14 protein-coding genes are annotated in these 19,059 nt (G+C 57.9%); 3 read left to right on the top strand and 11 right to left on the bottom strand.

Going from position 1 to position 19,059, the window contains the following annotated elements; genetic code table 11:
• Positions 1-226 precede the first annotated feature (226 nt).
• A complete protein-coding gene (malT, locus tag HMPREF3143_RS03580; protein WP_070531799.1) occupies positions 227-2,932 on the top strand; it encodes an HTH-type transcriptional regulator MalT in 2,706 nt (901 codons plus the stop codon).
• A gap of 96 nt (positions 2,933-3,028) precedes the next feature.
• Here malT and HMPREF3143_RS03575 read toward each other — a convergent pair whose 3' ends face one another.
• The 3 genes from HMPREF3143_RS03575 to glpE are packed head-to-tail and all read right to left on the bottom strand — an operon-like array spanning position 3,029 to position 5,014.
• Positions 3,029-3,787: a DeoR/GlpR family transcriptional regulator gene (locus tag HMPREF3143_RS03575; RefSeq protein WP_008503060.1), complete on the bottom strand. Its 759-nt coding sequence runs from the start codon at positions 3,785-3,787 to the stop codon at positions 3,029-3,031.
• 16 nt (positions 3,788-3,803) lie between these two features.
• Entirely contained in the window at positions 3,804-4,634 is an 831-nt protein-coding gene (glpG, locus tag HMPREF3143_RS03570) for a rhomboid family intramembrane serine protease GlpG (protein ID WP_070531796.1), read from the bottom strand.
• Positions 4,635-4,681: 47 nt separating this feature from the next.
• A complete protein-coding gene (gene glpE, locus HMPREF3143_RS03565; RefSeq protein WP_008503062.1) occupies positions 4,682-5,014 on the bottom strand; it encodes a thiosulfate sulfurtransferase GlpE in 333 nt (110 codons plus the stop codon).
• 188 nt (positions 5,015-5,202) lie between these two features.
• Between glpE and glpD the strand changes: the two genes are divergently transcribed.
• Positions 5,203-6,711 (top strand): glycerol-3-phosphate dehydrogenase, encoded by a 1,509-nt coding sequence (glpD, locus tag HMPREF3143_RS03555; protein ID WP_070531793.1) that lies wholly within the window; start codon positions 5,203-5,205, stop codon positions 6,709-6,711.
• An 88-nt stretch (positions 6,712-6,799) separates the two neighbouring features.
• Here glpD and glgP read toward each other — a convergent pair whose 3' ends face one another.
• The 6 genes from glgP to asd form a co-directional block, all read right to left on the bottom strand.
• A complete protein-coding gene (glgP, locus tag HMPREF3143_RS03550) occupies positions 6,800-9,247 on the bottom strand; it encodes a glycogen phosphorylase (RefSeq protein ID WP_008503064.1) in 2,448 nt (815 codons plus the stop codon).
• Positions 9,248-9,265: 18 nt separating this feature from the next.
• Complete coding sequence (glgA, locus tag HMPREF3143_RS03545; protein WP_008503065.1) at positions 9,266-10,699, bottom strand: glycogen synthase GlgA; 1,434 nt, start codon at positions 10,697-10,699, stop codon at positions 9,266-9,268.
• Positions 10,699-11,994 (bottom strand): glucose-1-phosphate adenylyltransferase, encoded by a 1,296-nt coding sequence (gene glgC / locus HMPREF3143_RS03540; protein WP_070531790.1) that lies wholly within the window; start codon positions 11,992-11,994, stop codon positions 10,699-10,701. Before glgC ends, glgA begins: the two co-directional genes overlap by 1 nt.
• Positions 11,995-12,011: 17 nt before the next feature.
• Entirely contained in the window at positions 12,012-13,985 is a 1,974-nt protein-coding gene (glgX, locus tag HMPREF3143_RS03535; protein WP_039024281.1) for a glycogen debranching protein GlgX, read from the bottom strand.
• Positions 13,982-16,168: a 1,4-alpha-glucan branching enzyme gene (glgB, locus tag HMPREF3143_RS03530; RefSeq protein ID WP_045408609.1), complete on the bottom strand. Its 2,187-nt coding sequence runs from the start codon at positions 16,166-16,168 to the stop codon at positions 13,982-13,984. Before glgB ends, glgX begins: the two co-directional genes overlap by 4 nt.
• A gap of 248 nt (positions 16,169-16,416) precedes the next feature.
• The gene (asd, locus tag HMPREF3143_RS03525; RefSeq protein ID WP_021242179.1) at positions 16,417-17,520 is read right to left on the bottom strand and encodes an aspartate-semialdehyde dehydrogenase; all 1,104 of its coding nucleotides are present in this window, start codon (positions 17,518-17,520) and stop codon (positions 16,417-16,419) included.
• Positions 17,521-17,697: 177 nt separating this feature from the next.
• Here asd and yhgN point away from each other — a divergent pair, with 177 nt between their 5' ends.
• A complete protein-coding gene (gene yhgN / locus HMPREF3143_RS03515; RefSeq protein ID WP_003861574.1) occupies positions 17,698-18,291 on the top strand; it encodes an NAAT family transporter YhgN in 594 nt (197 codons plus the stop codon).
• A 136-nt stretch (positions 18,292-18,427) separates the two neighbouring features.
• Here the strand turns inward: yhgN and HMPREF3143_RS03510 are convergent, their stop codons facing one another.
• A complete protein-coding gene (locus HMPREF3143_RS03510) occupies positions 18,428-18,688 on the bottom strand; it encodes a hypothetical protein (RefSeq protein ID WP_021242178.1) in 261 nt (86 codons plus the stop codon).
• A gap of 44 nt (positions 18,689-18,732) precedes the next feature.
• Complete coding sequence (tusA, locus tag HMPREF3143_RS03505) at positions 18,733-18,975, bottom strand: sulfurtransferase TusA (protein ID WP_017693840.1); 243 nt, start codon at positions 18,973-18,975, stop codon at positions 18,733-18,735.
• Positions 18,976-19,059 lie beyond the last annotated feature (84 nt).

Here is a 19,059-nt window from a genome sequence, read left to right as displayed (position 1 = left end):
TCAGCGCAGCCGCAGCACAACCATACAAGCCAGCATTGACGCGGCATTAAAGCCCTTTCCAGAAAGTTCCATCATCTGCCTGAATGTTTTGTGACAGAGTGCAAATTCAGAGCCACCAAATCCAGACATAACTTGCAATAGTTCTCTTTCTGACCGACCTTATATCGTATTAATTACGAAGCGCAAAAAAATAAAATCTCTCGTTCCCCACAGTGAAGTGAAACCTATGTTGATTCCGTCTAAATTAAGTCGCCCGGTTCGTCTTGACCATACAGTGGTCCGCGAGCGTCTGTTGGCTAAACTTTCCGGCGCGCATAATTTCCGACTGGCGCTGGTTACGAGCCCTGCAGGTTATGGAAAAACAACGCTCATCTCGCAATGGGCCGCAGGTAAGAGCGATCTTGGCTGGTACTCCCTTGATGAGGGCGATAACCAGCAAGAACGTTTTGCCAGCTATCTGATTGCCGCCATACAGCAAGCCACCCATGGACACTGCGTCGCCAGTGAGGTGATGGTGCAAAAGCGCCAGTACGCCAGCCTGTCCTCCCTTTTCTCTCAGCTGTTTATCGAACTGGCTGAATGGCATCGCCCGCTTTACGTGGTGATTGATGATTACCATCTCATCACTAACCCGGTGATTCATGAATCGATGCGTTTCTTCCTGCGCCATCAGCCGGAAAACCTGACGTTAGTGGTGCTGTCACGCAACCTGCCGCAGTTGGGTATTGCCAACCTGCGCGTGCGCGATCAGCTTCTGGAAGTGGGTAGCCAACAGCTTGCTTTTACCCACCAGGAAGCGAAACAGTTCTTCGACTGCCGCCTGAACTCACCGATTGAGGCCGCCGAAAGCAGCCGTCTGTGTGATGACGTCGCGGGCTGGGCCACGGCGCTGCAGCTGATTGCCCTCTCTGCCCGGCAAAACAACAGTCCGGCGCATCAGTCAGCGCGCCGTCTGGCCGGCATCAACGCCAGCCACCTCTCTGATTACCTGGTGGATGAGGTGCTGGACAGCGTCGATCCCTCGACGCGTAATTTCCTGCTGAAAAGCTCGCTGCTGCGCTCCATGAACGATGCGCTGATCGTGCGGGTGACGGGCTGTGAAAACGGTCAGCTTCAGCTCGAAGAGATTGAACGTCAGGGCCTTTTCCTGACGCGCATGGACGATCCCGGCGAGTGGTTTAGCTATCATCCGCTGTTTGGTAGCTTCCTGCGCCAGCGCTGTCAGTGGGAGCTGGCGGTTGAACTGCCGGAGATCCACCGCGCCGCTGCCGAAAGCTGGATGGCACAGGGCTTCCCGAGCGAGGCCATCCACCATGCGCTGGCCGCCGGTGATGCCAGTATGCTGCGCGATATCCTCCTCAATCACGCGTGGGGCCTGTTTAACCACAGCGAGCTGACCCTGCTGGAAGAGTCACTCAAAGCCCTGCCGTGGGAAAGCCTGCTGGAGAATCCGCGTCTGGTGCTGCTGCAGGCCTGGCTGATGCAGAGCCAGCATCGCTACAGCGAAGTGAACACCCTGCTGGCGCGCGCCGAGCAGGAGATGGAAAGCGAGATGGATACGACCCTGCACGGCGAGTTCAACGCGCTGCGCGCTCAGGTGGCCATTAACGACGGCGACCCGAACGAAGCGGAACGGCTGGCGATGGTCGCGCTGGATGAACTGCCGCTGGCCAACTTCTACAGCCGCATCGTGGCGACCTCCGTACACGGCGAAGTGCTGCACTGCAAGGGCGATCTCACGCGCTCGCTTTCACTGATGCAGCAAACCGAACAGATGGCGCGTCGTCATGATGTCTGGCACTACGCGCTGTGGAGCCTGATCCAGCAGAGCGAGATTTTATTCGCGCAGGGGTTCCTGCAGGCCGCCTGGGAAAACCAGGAGAAAGCGTTCCAGCTGATTCGCGAGCAGCATCTGGAACAGCTGCCGATGCACGAGTTCCTGCTGCGTATTCGCGCTCAATTACTGTGGGCATGGTCGCGTCTGGATGAAGCAGAAAGCTGCGCCCGCCAGGGTGTGGATGTTCTTTCCAGTTTCCAGCCTCAGCAGCAGCTGCAGTGCCTGGCGCTGCTGGTGCAGTGCTCGCTGGCGCGCGGCGATCTCGATAACGCCCGCAACCATCTTAACCGCCTGGAAAACCTGCTCGGCAACGGCCAGTATCATAGCGACTGGGTGTCAAACGCCGACAAGGTCCGGGTGATTTACTGGCAGATGACCGGCGATAAAAAATCCGCCGCCAACTGGCTGCGTCAGACGCCAAAACCGGAATTTGCCAACAACCACTTCCTGCAGAGCCAGTGGCGTAACATTGCCCGCGCGCAGATCCTGCTCGGTGAATTAGAGCCCGCAGAGATTGTGCTGGAAGAGCTGAACGAAAACGCGCGCAGCCTGCGCCTGATGAGCGACCTGAACCGCAACCTGCTGCTGCAAAACCAGCTCTACTGGCAGGCGGGCCGTAAAAACGATGCCCAGCGCGTGCTGCTGGAGGCGCTACAGCTGGCTAACCGCACCGGGTTTATCAGCCACTTTGTGATTGAAGGGGAAGTGATGGCCCAGCAGCTGCGTCAGCTGATTCAGCTCAACACGCTGCCGGAGCTGGATCAGCATCGCGCCCAGCGTATTCTGCGCGAGATTAACCAGCATCATCGCCACAAGTTTGCGCATTTCGATGAGAACTTCGTTGAACGTCTGCTAAACCACCCGGAAGTGCCGGAGCTTATCCGCACCAGTCCGCTTACCCAGCGCGAATGGCAGGTTCTGGGGCTGATCTATTCTGGCTACAGCAACGAGCAGATTGCCGGCGAGCTGGCGGTGGCGGCGACCACCATCAAAACGCATATCCGCAACCTGTACCAGAAGCTGGGCGTGGCGCATCGACAGGATGCGGTGCAGCATGCGCAGCAGCTGTTGAAGATGATGGGGTACGGCGTTTAGTTTTGTGCGGCCTGATGCCCTCACCCCGCCCTCTCCCACAGGGAGAGGGAGAACAATTTGTAGGTCGGGTAAGCGCAGCGCCACCCGACACAACCGTTAGCACAGTTCCAGCTGCAAATTATTATCTTTAATTACCTGCATCACGCCCGCTGGCGGCATCACGTCGGTATAGACCGCATCCACCATGCTGATGCTGCCCATGTTCACCATCGCGTTACGGCCAAACTTCGAGTGATCCACCACCAGCATCACGTGGCGTGAGTTTTCAATGATCGCGCGCTTGGTGCGCACCTCGTGGTAATCAAACTCCAGCAGCGAACCGTCGCTGTCGATGCCGCTGATGCCCAGAATGCCGAAGTCGAGGCGGAACTGAGAGATAAAGTCGAGGGTCGCTTCACCGATAATCCCGCCGTCGCGGCTGCGTAGCTCGCCGCCCGCGAGGATGATGCGGAAATCGTCTTTTTGCATCAGGGTATTGGCGACGTTCAGGTTGTTGGTGACCACGCGCAGGTTCTCGTGATCCAGCAGCGCATGGGCGACCGCTTCCGGCGTGGTGCCGATATCAATAAACAGCGTCGCCCCGTTCGGGATCTGACTGGCGACCTTGCGGGCAATGCGCTCTTTCTCCGCCGTCTGCGTCGCTTTTCGGTCGTGCCAGGAGGTGTTGACCGAGCTGGACGGCAGCGCCGCGCCGCCGTGGTGGCGAAGAATACGGTTCTGATCGGCCAGGTCGTTCAGGTCACGACGGATGGTTTGTGGGCTGACGGCAAACTGCTCCACCAGCTCTTCGGTGCTGACGTATCCCTGTTTTTTTACCAGTTCGATAATGGCATCATGACGTTGTGTTTGTTTCATCAATTATCCCTGAGAATTATGTTCGTTTTCGCGCATGGAGGGTGTCGGCAAAGGCCATCGCCGGCCCCACGGCCAGCCCGGCGACGTGCGCACCGTTGGCGATAGACATACCAAACAGATCAAACCATCCGGCAATTAGCCATATTAACGCAAAGGTTATCAATCCGCGTTGCAGATAGATGCCGCTTTGCGGATCGCGCTCCCCGCGAAGCCAGACGTAGCCCATCAGGGCATAGACGACACCCGACAGCCCGCCAAACCACGGGCCGCTGAACTTGTGCTGTACGTAGCCGCTCAGCAGGGCGCTGATGATGGTGATAACGATCAGCTTGCCGCTGCCCAGACGCTTTTCAACGGCACCGCCGAGATACCACCACCAGAGCAGGTTAAAGAGGATATGCATCACCGAGAAGTGCATCAGCGCGTGGCTAAAGTAGCGCCATACGTCAAACTCAAGCGACGGATCATAGGGCCACGCCAGGGCAATCATCACGCTCTGGTCGCCGACCACGTTCATGATAATGAAGACAATGATGCAGGCCGCCATCAGCAGCAGCGTAAACGGGCCCGCGCGCTCGCGAAGGGTGGCGAGGAAGGGGAAGCGGCTGTAGTGCAATCCGCTGCCGGTCTGGCCGGACTGCCAGCTTGCCGCCAGATAGCGCGGGTCGCCAGGGTTCTCAAGAAAACGCGCCAGCTCCTCGTTTACCCGCCCGGCCTGGCTCTCATCGGCCAGCCAGACGTCGGTCTGCGTATGTTGCTGAATAGTGAGAATAACGCCCTGCGTCGCCATATAGTCGACAAACGCCTGGGCGACGCGCGGGTTGGTAAAAGAGGTGATCATCAACATGGGCAGCGGTCGCTTATTTCCACACAAAAGGGGACAGTATAGCGGGATCAGCGCTCAAACGCGTATTCCACTTCCGCCGGGAAATGACGATGCCAGGCATCGAAACCGCCGTCGACGCTGTAAACCGCGTCGTAACCCTGCTGAAGCAGATACTGCGCCGCGCCTTTGCTGCTGTTGCCGTGGTAGCACATGACCATCACCGGCGTGTCGAAGTCGTTATCGCGCATAAACGCGCCCAGCGTGTCGTTGGTAAGATGAAACGCGCCCGGCGTATGGCCCATCGCAAAACTCTGCGGATCGCGGATGTCCACCAGCACCGCTTTTCCCTGGTGCATCTTCTGGTGGGCTTCTTCTACGTTAATACATTCAAACTGATCCATGGTGTTCTCTTAACAGTGGTCAACGACAAGATTTTACCCCGTAGTGTACGTCCTGGCGGCGGGTAAACGCCATTATGTTATCCATATCACTCTAAATTGTTTTTTTGATGTTACCAAAAGCGCGTTCCTTTGCTATTATGAGCGATATCGAACATTTCTGAGCTTTAACGAAAGTGCATGAGGGTGTTATGGAAACCAAAGATCTGATTGTGATAGGCGGTGGCATCAACGGTGCCGGTATTGCGGTCGATGCCGCAGGACGCGGTTTATCCGTACTGATGCTGGAAGCTAACGATCTCGCCTGCGCGACGTCGTCCGCCAGCTCCAAACTGATTCACGGTGGCCTGCGCTACCTGGAACACTACGAATTCCGCCTGGTCAGCGAAGCGCTGGCCGAACGTGAAGTGCTGCTGAAAATGGCCCCGCATCTGGCGATTCCGATGCGCTTCCGCCTGCCCCATCGCCCGCATCTGCGTCCGGCGTGGATGATCCGCATTGGTCTGTTTATGTACGATCATCTGGGTAAACGCACCAGCCTCCCGGGTTCGAAAGGGTTGCGTTTTGGCTCAGAATCGGTCCTTAAGCCTGAAATCGTGCGCGGATTCGAATATTCCGACTGCTGGGTGGATGATGCCCGCCTGGTGCTGGCGAACGCGCAGATGGTTGAGAAGAAAGGCGGCGAGGTGAAAACCCGCACCCGCGCGACCGCTGCCCGTCGTGAAAACGGCCTGTGGATTGTCGAAGCGGAAGATATCGATACCGGCGAGAAGTTCAGCTGGAAAGCGCGCGGCCTGGTGAACGCCACCGGCCCGTGGGTGAAGCAGTTCTTTGACGAAGGTATGCATCTGCCATCCCCGTACGGCATTCGCCTGATAAAGGGTAGCCACATTGTGGTGCCGCGCGTGCATACCCAGAAGCAGGCCTACATCCTGCAGAACGAAGACAAGCGCATCGTGTTCGTCATCCCGTGGATGGACGAATTCTCGATCATCGGTACCACCGACGTGGGGTACAAAGGCGATCCGAAGAACGTCGAGATCGACGAGAGCGAAGTGAACTACCTGCTCAAAGTGTATAACGCGCACTTTAAGAAACAGCTGTCGCGCGACGACGTGGTCTGGACCTACTCCGGCGTGCGTCCGCTGTGCGATGACGAATCCGACTCACCGCAGGCCATCACCCGCGACTATACGCTCGATATTCACGACGTAGACGGTCAGGCGCCGCTGCTGTCCGTGTTTGGCGGCAAGCTCACCACCTACCGCAAGCTGGCCGAGCACGCGCTGGAAAAACTGGCGCCGTACTATAAAGGCATTGGCCCGGCATGGACCAAAGGTGCGGTACTGCCCGGCGGTGATATCGGCGATAACCGCGATGATTACGCCGCGAAGCTGCGCCGTCGCTTCCCGTTCATCACCGAAGGGATGGCGCGCCACTATGCCCGCACCTACGGCAGCAATACCGAGCTGATCCTGGGTGATGCAAAAGAGATTGCCGATCTGGGCGAGCATTTCGGCCACGAGCTGTACGAAGCCGAGCTGCGTTATCTGGTTGAGCACGAGTGGGTGCGTCGTCTGGATGATGCTATCTGGCGCCGTACCAAAGAAGGGATGTGGCTCAACGCCGAACAGCAGTCTCGCGTGGCGCAGTGGTTACTGCAACATGCGGGAAAGCGTGAGCTGTCGCTGGCGTCCTGATGTGAAAAAACGCCCGGTGGCGCTACGCTTACCGGGCCTACGGGATCAAGTAGGCCGGGTAAGGCGAAGCCGCCACCCGGCTTTGTTTTTACAACCTCACCGGATCAATATGCCAGATCGTCTCGGCATACTCCTTGATGGTCCTGTCTGACGAGAAATAGCCCATATTGGCGATGTTGTACATCGCGGCGCTGGTCCACTTCTCAGGCTGGCGATACAGTTCGTCCACCTTATCCTGACAGTCGACGTAGCTACGGTAATCCGCCAGCACCTGGTAGTGATCGCCAAAGTTAATCAGCGAATCCACCAGATCGCGGTAGCGGCTCGGTTCATCAGGGCTAAACACGCCGGTTGCAATCTGCGTCAGCACCTGACGCAACTCTTCATCCTCTTCGTAATACTGACGCGGCGAGTAGCCTTTCCTGCGCAGCGCCTCTACCTCTTCCGTCGTATTACCGAAGATAAAGATATTCTCTTCGCCCACGTGCTCCAGCATCTCGACGTTCGCCCCGTCCAGCGTGCCGATGGTCAGCGCGCCGTTAAGGGCAAATTTCATGTTACTGGTGCCGGATGCCTCCGTGCCCGCCGTGGAAATCTGCTCAGAGAGATCCGCCGCCGGGATGATCAGCTGCGCCAGGCTGACGCTGTAGTTCGGAATGAACACCACCTTCAGCTTGTCGCCAATGTCCGGATCCTGGTTAACCACCTTCGCCACGTCGTTGATGAGATGAATAATGTGCTTCGCCATGTAGTAGGCCGACGCCGCCTTACCGGCGAAGATCTTCACACGCGGCACCCATTCGGCCGTCGGGTCGGCCTTAATGCGGTTGTAATGGGTGATCACGTGCAGCACGTTCATCAGCTGACGCTTGTATTCGTGGATGCGTTTGATCTGAACGTCAAACAGCGCTTTCGGGTTTGCCACCACGTTCAGGTGCATCGCCAGCCAGACCGCCAGACGCTTTTTGTTCAGCAGCTTGGCTTCGCGCACGGCTTTGTTCACCGTCGGGAAATCAATATGCTGTTCCAGCTCGCTCAGCTGGCTCAAATCGGTACGCCAGGTGCGGCCGATATTCTCGTCCAGCACCTCAGAGAGCGGCTGGTTGGCCAGCGCCAGCCAGCGGCGCGGGGTGACGCCGTTGGTCACGTTGCAGAACCGCGTCGGGAAGATCTTCGCGAAGTCCGCAAACAGCGACTGCACCATCAGGTTCGAGTGGAGCTCGGACACGCCGTTGACCTTGTGGCTGATGACAACCGCCAGCCAGGCCATGCGCACGCGACGACCGTTCGACTCATCAATGATGGACGCGCGGCTCAGCAGGCCGGTATCGTTCGGATACTGCTCCTGCAGCGTCTTGAGGAAGTAGTCGTTAATCTCAAAGATAATCTGCAGATGGCGCGGCAGGATTTTGCCAAGCATGTCCACCGGCCACGTCTCCAGCGCTTCGCTCATCAGCGTGTGGTTGGTGTACGAGAACACCTGGCAGGTCACCTCAAAGGCGTCGTCCCAGCTGAACTTATGCTCGTCGATCAGCAGGCGCATCAGCTCCGGAATAGAGAGCACCGGGTGGGTGTCATTAAGGTGGATCGCGGTTTTCTCCGCCAGGTTGGCGTAGGTTTTGTGCAGCTGATGGTGGCGGCTGAGGATGTCCTGAATGGTCGCCGAAACGAGGAAATACTCCTGACGCAGGCGCAGCTCGCGGCCTGAGTAGGTCGAGTCATCCGGGTACAGCACGCGGGATACGTTCTCGGAGTGGTTTTTATCCTCCACCGCCGCGAAGTAGTCACCCTGGTTAAATTTACCGAGGTTAATTTCGCTACTGGCCTGAGCGCTCCACAGGCGCAGCGTGTTGGTGGCATCGGTGTCGTAGCCGGGGATGATCTGGTCGTAGGCCACGGCCAGGATCTCTTCCGTTTCCACCCAGCGGGATTTTTTTCCTTCCTGCTGAATACGCCCGCCAAAGCGCACCTTGTAGCGCGTGTTGTGGCGCTTGAACTCCCACGGGTTGCCATACTCCAGCCAGTAGTCCGGGGACTCTTTCTGACGCCCGTCGACGATGTTCTGTTTGAACATGCCGTAATCGTAGCGAATACCGTAGCCGCGGCCCGGCAGCGCCAGCGTCGCCAGCGAGTCGAGGAAGCAGGCGGCAAGACGTCCCAGACCGCCGTTACCGAGGCCCGGGTCGTTCTCTTCGTCGATCAGTTCTTCTAAATCTAACCCCATCTCTTCCAGTGCGGTTTTGACGTCGTCATAAATACCGAGCGACAACAGCGCATTGGACAGCGTGCGGCCAATCAAAAATTCCATCGACAGATAGTAAACCTGACGCGTCTCCTGCGAGAGCTGGGCGCGGTTTGAGCGCAGCCAGCGTTCAACTAAGCGGTCGCGCACCGCAAACAGGGTGGCGTTCAGCCACTCGTGCTTGTTGGCAATAACCGGATCTTTCCCGATGGTGAACATCAGCTTGTAGGCGATGGAGTGCTTTAACGCCTCAACGCTGAGCGTGGGTGAAGAGTAGCTAAATGGAGCGTTCATATCAGTAACTTCGCCTCGTTACATCAAGCGTTGATAGAGATCGCGGTATGACTGCGCCGCAACGTGCCAGCTAAAGTCCATGGACATCGCCTGGCGTTGGACGTAGCGCCACAGCGATGGACGGGACCACAAGACGAAAGCACGCCGAATCGCCCGAAGCAGCGACCAGGCATTACTGTCCTCAAAGACAAACCCGCTGGCGATACCGTCCGCCAGGTTTTCCAGTGAGCTATCCGATACCGTATCCGCCAGCCCGCCCGTGCGGCGCACCAGCGGCAGGGTGCCGTATTTCAGGCCGTAAAGCTGCGTCAGGCCGCAGGGTTCGAAACGGCTCGGCACCAGGATGACGTCCGCGCCGCCCATAATGCGGTGCGAAAATGCCTCGTGGTAGCCAATCTGTACGCCCACCTGCCCCGGATGTTCCGCGGCGGCGGCAAGGAAACCTTCCTGCAATACCGGGTCGCCCGCGCCGAGCAGCGCCAGCTGCCCGCCCTGCTCCAGTAAACCGGGCAGCGCCTCCAGCACCAGATCCAGCCCTTTCTGGCTGGTCAGGCGGCTTACGACGGCGAACAGCGGCACTTTGTCGTTAACCTTCAGGCCCATCGCAATCTGCAGCTGGCGTTTGTTTTCCGCTTTGTCTTCCACGGAATCACGACCGTAGCGCGCCGCCAGCAGGAGATCGGTTTCCGGGCTCCAGATCTGTTCATCCACGCCGTTCAGAATGCCCGACAGGCGGCCTTCGCGGTGGCGCTGCTGCAGCAACCCTTCCATGCCGTAGCCAAACGCCGGCTGGGTGATCTCACGCGCGTAGGTTGGGCTCACCGCCGTGATGTGATCGGCGTAGTACAGCCCCGCCTTCAGGAACGAGATCTGCCCGTTAAACTCCAGACCGTGCATGTTAAAGAACGACCATGGCAGATCGATGTCATTCATGTGATGGGCGTAGTACATCCCCTGATAGGCCAGGTTATGCACGGTAAAGACCGATTTCGCCGGGTGGCCGCGCGCGGCGAGATACGCCGGGGCAAGCCCGGCGTGCCAGTCGTGCGCATGCACCACATCCGGACGCCAGAACGGATCCAGCCCCGTCGCCATTTCTGCTCCAACCCAGCCGAGGAGCGCAAAGCGCAGCACGTTGTCGGTATAGGCGAACAGGTTCGTATCGTGATACGGGCTACCCGGGCGATCGTATAAATGCGGCGCGTCGATCAGGTAAATCCCTACGCCATTGTAATGTCCAAACAGCAGGGTAATGCGTCCGGCAAACGTTTCACGGCGGGTCACCACTTTTGCATCAGGTATACCGCGCCGGATATCCGGAAAGGCGGGCAGCAGGACTCGGGTATCCACGCCTCCGGCGATTTGCGCCGCCGGTAATGCGCCAAGCACATCTGCCAGACCGCCCGTTTTTAATAACGGGAACATCTCAGAACATACGTGTAAAACCTGCATCATCGCTCCTGTTTGATTTGCAGCTTCCGCAACATTTCCCGTGTGACTAACACGATCCCCTCTTCCGAACGGTAGAAACGACGCGCGTCTTCTTCCGCATTCTCCCCAATGACCATCCCTTCAGGGATGACGCAGGCACGGTCGATCACGCAACGACGCAGACGACACGAGCGCCCTACCCAGACGTCCGGCAACAAGACTGCCGAATCGATATTACAGAATGAATTTATCCGCACGCGCGGGAACAGCACCGACTGCACCACGACCGAACCGGAGATGATGCACCCGCCGGACACCAGCGAGTTCAGCGTCATGCCGTGGCTACCGGAGCGGTCCTGCACGAATTTGGCTGGCGGCAGCGACTCCATATGGGTACGAATCGGCCAGTTCTGGTCGTACATATCCAGTTCAGGCGTGACCGATGCCAGATCGAGGTTCGCTTTCCAGTACGCTTCCAGCGTGCCCACATCGCGCCAGTACGGTTCCGCATTCGGGTCGGACTGCACGCAGGACAGCGGGAAAGGATGTGCATACGCCATGCCAGCTTTGGTGATTTTCGGAATGATGTCTTTACCGAAGTCGTGGCTTGAGTTTTCGTCTTTGTCGTCTTCTTCCAGCAGCTCATAAAGATAATCTGCGTCAAAGACATAGATCCCCATGCTGGCGAGCGATTTGGTGTCATCGCCCGGCATGGTTGGCGGGTTCGCCGGTTTTTCAACGAAGTCGATAATTTTGTCGTCGGCATCCACGTGCATGACGCCAAACGCCGTCGCTTCAGCAACGGGCACAGGCAGACACGCCACGGTGCAGCGCGCCCCTTTTTCGACGTGGTCGATCAGCATGTGGGAGAAATCTTGCTTGTAAATGTGGTCCCCGGCGAGGATCACAATGTATTCCGCGTTATAGCGACGAATGATGTCGAGGTTCTGGGTGACCGCATCCGCCGTTCCGCGATACCAGTTCTCGCCGTGAACGCGCTGCTGCGCAGGAAGGAGATCGACAAATTCGTTCATCTCTTCGCTGAAGAATGACCAGCCGCGCTGAATATGCTGCACCAGGGTGTGCGACTGATACTGCGTGATGACGCCAATGCGGCGAATGCCCGAGTTCAGGCAGTTGGAGAGCGCAAAGTCGATAATACGGAACTTACCACCAAAGTGAACGGCCGGCTTGGCGCGCTTGATGGTCAAATCTTTCAGACGGGTACCACGCCCGCCCGCAAGTATCAGGGCAACCGTTTTTAATGGTAGCTGGCGTGCCAACATTAAGGGATCGTTCTTCTCTAATCTAACCATGACTAACTCCTTTTTTATCATCTTTGGAATACGCACACTCCGTGCGCAGGCCCGTGCCAGACAGCCATTACTACCGGATTATCCGCTCCGGCAAAGGGGGGAACGGCTCGCCACTCCCCGTCAGGTAAAACAATCTCTGCGACGTCATCCGTCGCGTTCAGCGTGACCAGCCATTTATCCGACAGCAGGATTTGCAGGCGGGGTACGCCGTGTTGCCACTCTTGCGCGCTTAACGGTTGCGCGTCTTTATTCAGCCAGCGAACGTTGCCGTCACCCTCTTCCCACCAGCTGTTGGCGGTCAGCGCGGGGATCTGCTGGCGAAGATGGATCAGCGCAGCGGTAAAATGAATCAGCCCGCTGTTGGCTTCACCCCAGTCGAGCCAGGTTAAGGTGTTGTCCTGGCAATAGGCGTTGTTGTTACCGTGCTGGCTGTGACCATGCTCGTCGCCTGCCAGCAGCATCGGCGTGCCCTGCGACAGTAAAAGCGTTGTCAGCAGCGCATGAACGCTGGCGCGTCGCCGCTCTATCACATCCAGACTTCCGCCTAACCCTTCTATACCATGATTAAAGCTATGGTTATTGTTAGTGCCATCGCGATTCTCTTCGCCGTTCGCCTCATTGTGTTTCTGATTGAAACAAACGCAGTCCCTGAGCGTAAAACCGTCGTGCGCCGTCAACAGATTAACGGTGGCCGACGGACGTTTGCCGTCGCGCTTAAAGAGATCGCTCGACGCGGCAAAGCGCCCGGCAAATTCCCCCAGCGACAGGTTCCGCTCCAGCCAGAAGCGGCGTACGGCGTCGCGGTAGTGGTCGTTCCACTCGGCAAACAGCGGCGGGAAATTCCCGACCTGATAACCGCCTTCACCGATGTCCCACGGCTCGGCAATCAGCTTCACCTGCGAGAGCACCGGACAGTTTTTTATCGCCTCAAACAATGGCGCCTGCTGGCTGAACGCCGGCGTGCGTCCCATCACCGGCGCCAGGTCGAAACGAAAACCGTCGACGTGGAACGTCTGCACCCAGTATTTCAGGCATTCATACGCAAAGTGCGTGACCGCCGGATGGCTGAGATTGAGCGTGTTACCGCAGCCGGTCCAGTTCTCATAATCGCCATCGTGCCTGATCCAATAATAGCTACGGTTATCAATTCCGCGCATGGAGAGCGTCGGGCCGTCGAGATCGCTTTCTGCGCTGTGGTTCAGCACCACGTCCAGAATGACCTCAATGCCCGCCGCGTGGAGCGCCTTCACCGCATCGCGGAACTCGTCCCGCGCCTTTTCCGGATGGACGGCATAGCGCGGCTCGAGCGCGAACATCGCCAGCGGGTTATAGCCCCAGTAGTTGCTCAGCCCCAGCCGCTGCAGACGCGGCTCGCTGGCAAAATGGGCGACGGGGAGCAGTTCCAGGGCGGTGATGCCGAGGTGTTTCAGGTAGGCGATCATGGTGGGATGCCCGAGCGCCTTGTAGGTGCCGCGCATCTCTTTGGGGATCGACGGATGCAGGTACGTCAGCCCTTTGACGTGGGCTTCATAAATGACGGTCTTGCCCCACGGCGTCTGCGGCGGGGCATCGTCTTCCCAGTCATAAAGATCGTTCACCACCACGCTTTTTGGCGCGACGGGCGCGCTGTCGCGGTGGTCAGGCTCGCCGTAGCCCACGTGGAAGAGCGGGTCATCTTTAAATTCACCGTCCACGCGGTGCGCGCACGGGTCAATCAGCAGCTTCGCCGGGTTAAACCAGTGCCCCTGCGCGGGATCCCACGGACCGTGAACGCGAAAGCCATAGTGCATACCGGGCCGTCCTCCGGCCAGGTAGCCGTGCCAGGTATCCCCCGTGCGCGCGGGTAAATCGTAACGGTGCTCGTTACCTTCCCCGTCAAACACGCACAGTTCAACCCGCTCGGCGTGAGCGGAAAAGAGGGTGAAGTTCACCCCTTTTCCGTCAAAATGCGCCCCGAGCGGTTCGGGTTTACCTGCCGTAAGCTGCGTCATTCGCCCTCCCGCATCAGCCAGATGGTGCCAAGCGGCGGCAGCGTCAGGCTCAGGGAGTTGGGTCGCCCGTGGCTTTCAATGGCGTCGCTCTGTACCAGCCCACCGTTACCGGCGTTGCTGCCGTGGTAGTGCATCGAGTCGGTATTCAGAATTTCGCGCCATTTGCCCGGCTGATTAATGCCGAAGCGGTAATGTTCGCGCGGCACCGGCGTAAAGTTGCTGGCGACGATGATCTCGTTACCCGCTTTGTCACGACGCACAAAAACAAACACCGAGCGCTCGTGGTCGTCCACCACCAGCCATTCAAAGCCGTACGGATCGAAGTCGAGCTCGTGCAGCGCTTTGTGGTGGCGATAGGTCAGGTTCAGATCGCGCACCAGACGCTGCACGCCGTGGTGCCAGTTGTCGCCGCCTTCCAGCAGATGCCAGTCGAGGCTGGCGTCGTGGTTCCACTCGCGCCCCTGGGCGAACTCATTGCCCATGAACAGCAGTTTCTTGCCCGGGAAGGCAAACATCCAGCCGTAATAGGCGCGCAGGTTGGCAAACTTCTGCCACGCGTCGCCCGGCATGCGGTCGAGAATCGATTTTTTACCGTGTACCACCTCATCGTGCGACAGCGGCAGCATGAAGTTTTCGGTGTAGTTGTAGAGCATCCCGAACGTCAGCTTATCGTGATGATACTTACGGTAAACCGGATCCAGCTTCATGTAGTCGAGCGTGTCGTGCATCCAGCCCAGGTTCCACTTATACCAGAACCCCAGGCCGCCCAATGACGGCGGACGGGAGACGCCCGCAAAGTCGGTGGACTCTTCCGCCATGGTCACGGCACCGTCCACCTGCTCGCCGATAATGCGGTTGGTATTACGCAGGAATTCAATCGCTTCCAGGTTTTCGCGGCCGCCAAACTCGTTCGGGATCCACTCCCCCTCTTTGCGGCTGTAGTCGCGGTAGATCATCGACGCCACCGCATCCACGCGCAGGGCGTCAATACCAAACCGCTCGATCCAGTACAGGGCATTCCCGACCAGGTAGTTTGAGACCTCACGGCGACCGTAGTTGTAGATCAGCGTGTTCCAGTCCTGGTGATAGCCCTCGCGCGGATCGCTATGCTCGTACAGCTTCGTGCCGTCAAACTCTGCCAGCGCAAAATCATCCGCCGGGAAATGGCCCGGCACCCAGTCGAGGATCACGTTCAGCCCGGCGGCGTGCGCGGCATCAATGAAATAGCGGAAGTCGTCGCGGGTGCCGAAGCGGCGGGTCGGCGCATACAGCCCGGTGGGCTGATAGCCCCAGCTGCCGTCGAACGGATGCTCGTTGACCGGCAGCAGCTCAAGGTGGGTAAAGCCCATCCATTTGGCGTATGGCACCAGCTGGTCGGCAAGCTCCCGGTAACTCAGCCAGAAGTTGTTATCGGTATGGCGGCGCCAGGAGCCGAGATGGACTTCATAGACGGATATTGGCGCATCAAAACGGTTGGCCTGTTTACGCTCCTCCGTCTGGACGACCTTCTCCGGCAGGCCGCAGATCAGCGACGCGGTATCCGGGCGCATCTGCGCTTCGAAGGCATACGGGTCGGCTTTAATGCGCAGCTTGCCGTGGGCGTCGATCATCTCGAATTTATAAAGCTGCCCGTGGTGCGCCCCGGGGATAAACAGCTCCCAGATGCCGGTTTCCCGACGCAGGCGCATCGGGTGACGGCGGCCGTCCCAGTAGTTGAACTGGCCGACAACGGAGACGCGCTGGGCATTGGGCGCCCACACGGAGAACCGCGTGCCGGTGATGCCGTCCATGGTATCGGCATGGGCGCCCAGCGTTTCATAAGGACGCAGATGCGTCCCCTCGGAGAGCAGCCAGGCATCCATCTCTTTAAGCAGAGGGCCAAAGCTGTAGGGATCGTCAATCAGGTTCTGCTGGCCGTGCCAGAGAACGGCGAGCTGATAGCGAAAAGGGTTTTTACGACGGGGCATCACGCCCGAGAAGAAGCCACGGGAATCGAGGCATTCAAGGTTACCGACTTTGCGGCCGGTTTTGGGTTCAATCACCCAGACTTCTGTGGCATCCGGCAACAGGGCACGAACTTCCAGACCTGCCTCAGTACGGTGCATCCCAAGCACAGAAAAGGGGTCAGCGAAATGACCCGCAATAAGCGCATTAATCACGTCTCTATCCACACGATCGGACATGGTATTCATCCTGTTTTTATGTCGTCCTTTTTAAGCGCTCCGGGACGACTTTTAATGTGACCTGAACGGGACAGCACAAAAATGTGCATCCATTCTGCTCCGTTCGAACCTCAGGTAAGAAATGACTCTTCCTTAAAGCATAGCCAACGCTCTAAATGACTCCTGATAAAAAATAAGACATACGCGTGTTACTCCATGTAGTACGCAAAAAAAAGGGGTGAAAATCACCCCCGGTATTTAACAAATTATTACGCCAGCTGGCGCAGCATGCGGCGCAGCGGCTCAGCGGCGCCCCACAGGAGCTGGTCACCGACGGTGAACGCGGAGAGATACTCCGGCCCCATGTTCAGCTTACGCAGACGGCCAACCGGCGTGGTCAGCGTGCCGGTCACCGCTGCCGGGGTCAGCTCGCGCATGGTGATATCGCGATCGTTTGGCACCACTTTCGCCCACGGGTTGTGCGCGGCCAGTAGCTCTTCCACGGTCGGAATAGACACATCTTTTTTCAGTTTAATGGTGAAGGCCTGGCTGTGGCAGCGCAGCGCGCCGATACGCACGCACAGACCGTCAACCGGAATGGTGTTCGCGGTATTGAGGATTTTGTTGGTCTCGGCCTGGCCTTTCCACTCTTCGCGGGTCTGGCCGTTATCCAGCTGCTTGTCGATCCACGGGATCAGGCCGCCGGCCAGCGGTACGCCAAAGTTATCCACCGGCAGCTCGCCGCTGCGGGTCAGCTCGGTCACTTTACGCTCGATATCGAGAATAGCCGACGCCGGGTTTGCCAGCTCGGTCGCGACGCTCTGGTGCAGCTGGCCCATCTGGGTCAGCAGCTCGCGCATGTGACGCGCGCCGCCGCCGGACGCCGCCTGGTAGGTCGCCACGGAGACCCACTCCACCAGATCCTGCGCGAACAGGCCGCCGAGGGACATCAGCATCAGGCTGACGGTGCAGTTACCGCCAACAAAGGTTTTTACGCCGTTGTTCAGGCCATCGGCGATCACGCCCTGGTTAACCGGGTCGAGAATGATGATGGCATCGTCTTTCATGCGCAGCGAAGAGGCCGCGTCAATCCAGTAGCCCTGCCAGCCGCTTTCACGCAGCTTTGGATAGATTTCGTTGGTATAATCGCCGCCCTGGCAGGTCACAATAATGTCGAGTGCCTTCAGCGCTTCCAGATCGTAAGCATCCTGCAACGTGCCTGTGGTACCACCAAAGGACGGAGCAGCCTGGCCGAGCTGAGAAGTGGAGAAGAAGACCGGGCGGATAGCGTCGAAATCGCGCTCTTCAACCATGCGTTGCATGAGTACAGAGCCGACCATACCGCGCCAGCCGATAAAACCAACGTTTTTCATAGCATTTTTTTCCTGCTGAGGGTGTGTGCTGATTGTGCAAGCCAGTATTGAACTGGGATATGCTTCACATTACAAAATGCTGCCAAAGTCGCAAGCGAAATTAATCGATGATTGCCCGGCAATCAGAAATACAGCTAATCATCATAATAACCTTAGAGAAATTCAGGGATAATTTACATGAGTGAAATCATTTCCGCAGCGGTTTTATTGATCCTGATAATGGATCCCCTGGGTAACCTGCCGATCTTCATGTCGGTGTTGAAGCACACCGAGCCGAAGCGCCGCCGGGCGATCATGATCCGCGAGCTGCTTATCGCCCTGCTGGTGATGTTTATCTTCCTGTTTGCGGGTGAAAAAATCCTCGCGTTCCTGAACCTGCGCGCCGAAACCGTGTCGATTTCCGGCGGGATTATTCTGTTCCTGATTGCGATTAAGATGATTTTCCCGAGCGCGGAAGGCAGCAGCAGCGGCCTGCCTGCGGGTGAAGAGCCGTTTATTGTGCCGCTGGCGATCCCGCTCGTCGCGGGGCCAACCATTCTGGCGACGCTGATGCTGCTGTCGCACCAGTATCCGAACCAGATGAGCCATCTGGTCATTGCCCTGCTGATTGCCTGGGGCGGGACGTTTATCATCCTGCTGCAGTCGTCCCTGTTCCTGCGCCTGCTGGGCGAAAAAGGGGTAAACGCGCTGGAGCGCCTGATGGGGCTCATTCTGGTGATGATGGCAACGCAGATGTTCCTGGATGGGATCAGGGCGTGGATGAAAGGATGACGTTCTCCCTCTCCCTGTGGGAGAGGGCATCAGGCCGCAGAGGCCGTATGCTTGCCGGGTGGCGGCTTCGCCTTACCCGGCCTACAACGGCTCTAGTCCCGTAGGTCGGGTAAGCGTTAGCGCCACCCGACTTTTTTCACAGTGGCAAGATGCCTTCATTTGTACGCAACCAGCGCGGTGCTTTCAACATACCGCTATACAGCCCAACTAAGCCTTGCAACAAATCTCCAGCCACTCTTTCATCACTCTCTGAAAGTGAACGAGCCAACAGCAACTGTGTTAATAGCGGGCAATAGCTTCCCAACTGTTCAACTTCCGGTTCGAAGGCAGGGACGTCCAGAGGCAGGTCATCTACCGTTAAACTCGCTTTTAAATATTCAGGAACAGGTTCAAGCATGGGTGCGGCCTGATACCCTCAACCTCCCCCCAAATAAGTGAGGGCTACCCCTTACGAATCAAATACCGGTACGGCAGCGTTTCCGTCTGCTGTGCCACCAGCTCATGCTCCATAAAGGTACAAAAACCGGGAATGTCGCGGGTCGTGGCCGGGTCGTCGGCAACGATCAGCAGCGTTTCACCGGTCTGCATGTTGCGCACGGTTTTACGTACCATCATTACCGGTTCCGGGCAGCGAAGGCCCTGGGCATCAAGAGTGTGGTCTGGGCTGGAAAACAGGTCGGTCATGATCTTCTCGGTCAGGTAAAAACGGCTGTAGTTTACGCCCCGTTGCGGTCAATGCAAACCAGGTTAACGATTGCGTAAAAACTA

Origin of the sequence: Enterobacter sp. HMSC16D10 (genome assembly GCF_001807145.1) — a bacterium.
Classification (GTDB): domain Bacteria; phylum Pseudomonadota; class Gammaproteobacteria; order Enterobacterales; family Enterobacteriaceae; genus Enterobacter; species Enterobacter roggenkampii.
The sequence above is the reverse complement of the archived record's forward strand: the minus strand, read 5'-3'. Positions and strand labels throughout refer to the sequence as shown.

Coding starts and splice junctions, on each gene's coding strand:
- malT (WP_070531799.1), top strand. CDS start 227: ATGTTGATTCCGTCTAAATTAAGTCGCCCGGTTCGTCTTGACCATACA.
- HMPREF3143_RS03575 (WP_008503060.1), bottom strand. CDS start 3,787: ATGAAACAAACACAACGTCATGATGCCATTATCGAACTGGTAAAAAAA.
- glpG (WP_070531796.1), bottom strand. CDS start 4,634: ATGTTGATGATCACCTCTTTTACCAACCCGCGCGTCGCCCAGGCGTTT.
- glpE (WP_008503062.1), bottom strand. CDS start 5,014: ATGGATCAGTTTGAATGTATTAACGTAGAAGAAGCCCACCAGAAGATG.
- glpD (WP_070531793.1), top strand. CDS start 5,203: ATGGAAACCAAAGATCTGATTGTGATAGGCGGTGGCATCAACGGTGCC.
- glgP (WP_008503064.1), bottom strand. CDS start 9,247: ATGAACGCTCCATTTAGCTACTCTTCACCCACGCTCAGCGTTGAGGCG.
- glgA (WP_008503065.1), bottom strand. CDS start 10,699: ATGCAGGTTTTACACGTATGTTCTGAGATGTTCCCGTTATTAAAAACG.
- glgC (WP_070531790.1), bottom strand. CDS start 11,994: ATGGTTAGATTAGAGAAGAACGATCCCTTAATGTTGGCACGCCAGCTA.
- glgX (WP_039024281.1), bottom strand. CDS start 13,985: ATGACGCAGCTTACGGCAGGTAAACCCGAACCGCTCGGGGCGCATTTT.
- glgB (WP_045408609.1), bottom strand. CDS start 16,168: ATGTCCGATCGTGTGGATAGAGACGTGATTAATGCGCTTATTGCGGGT.
- asd (WP_021242179.1), bottom strand. CDS start 17,520: ATGAAAAACGTTGGTTTTATCGGCTGGCGCGGTATGGTCGGCTCTGTA.
- yhgN (WP_003861574.1), top strand. CDS start 17,698: ATGAGTGAAATCATTTCCGCAGCGGTTTTATTGATCCTGATAATGGAT.
- HMPREF3143_RS03510 (WP_021242178.1), bottom strand. CDS start 18,688: ATGCTTGAACCTGTTCCTGAATATTTAAAAGCGAGTTTAACGGTAGAT.
- tusA (WP_017693840.1), bottom strand. CDS start 18,975: ATGACCGACCTGTTTTCCAGCCCAGACCACACTCTTGATGCCCAGGGC.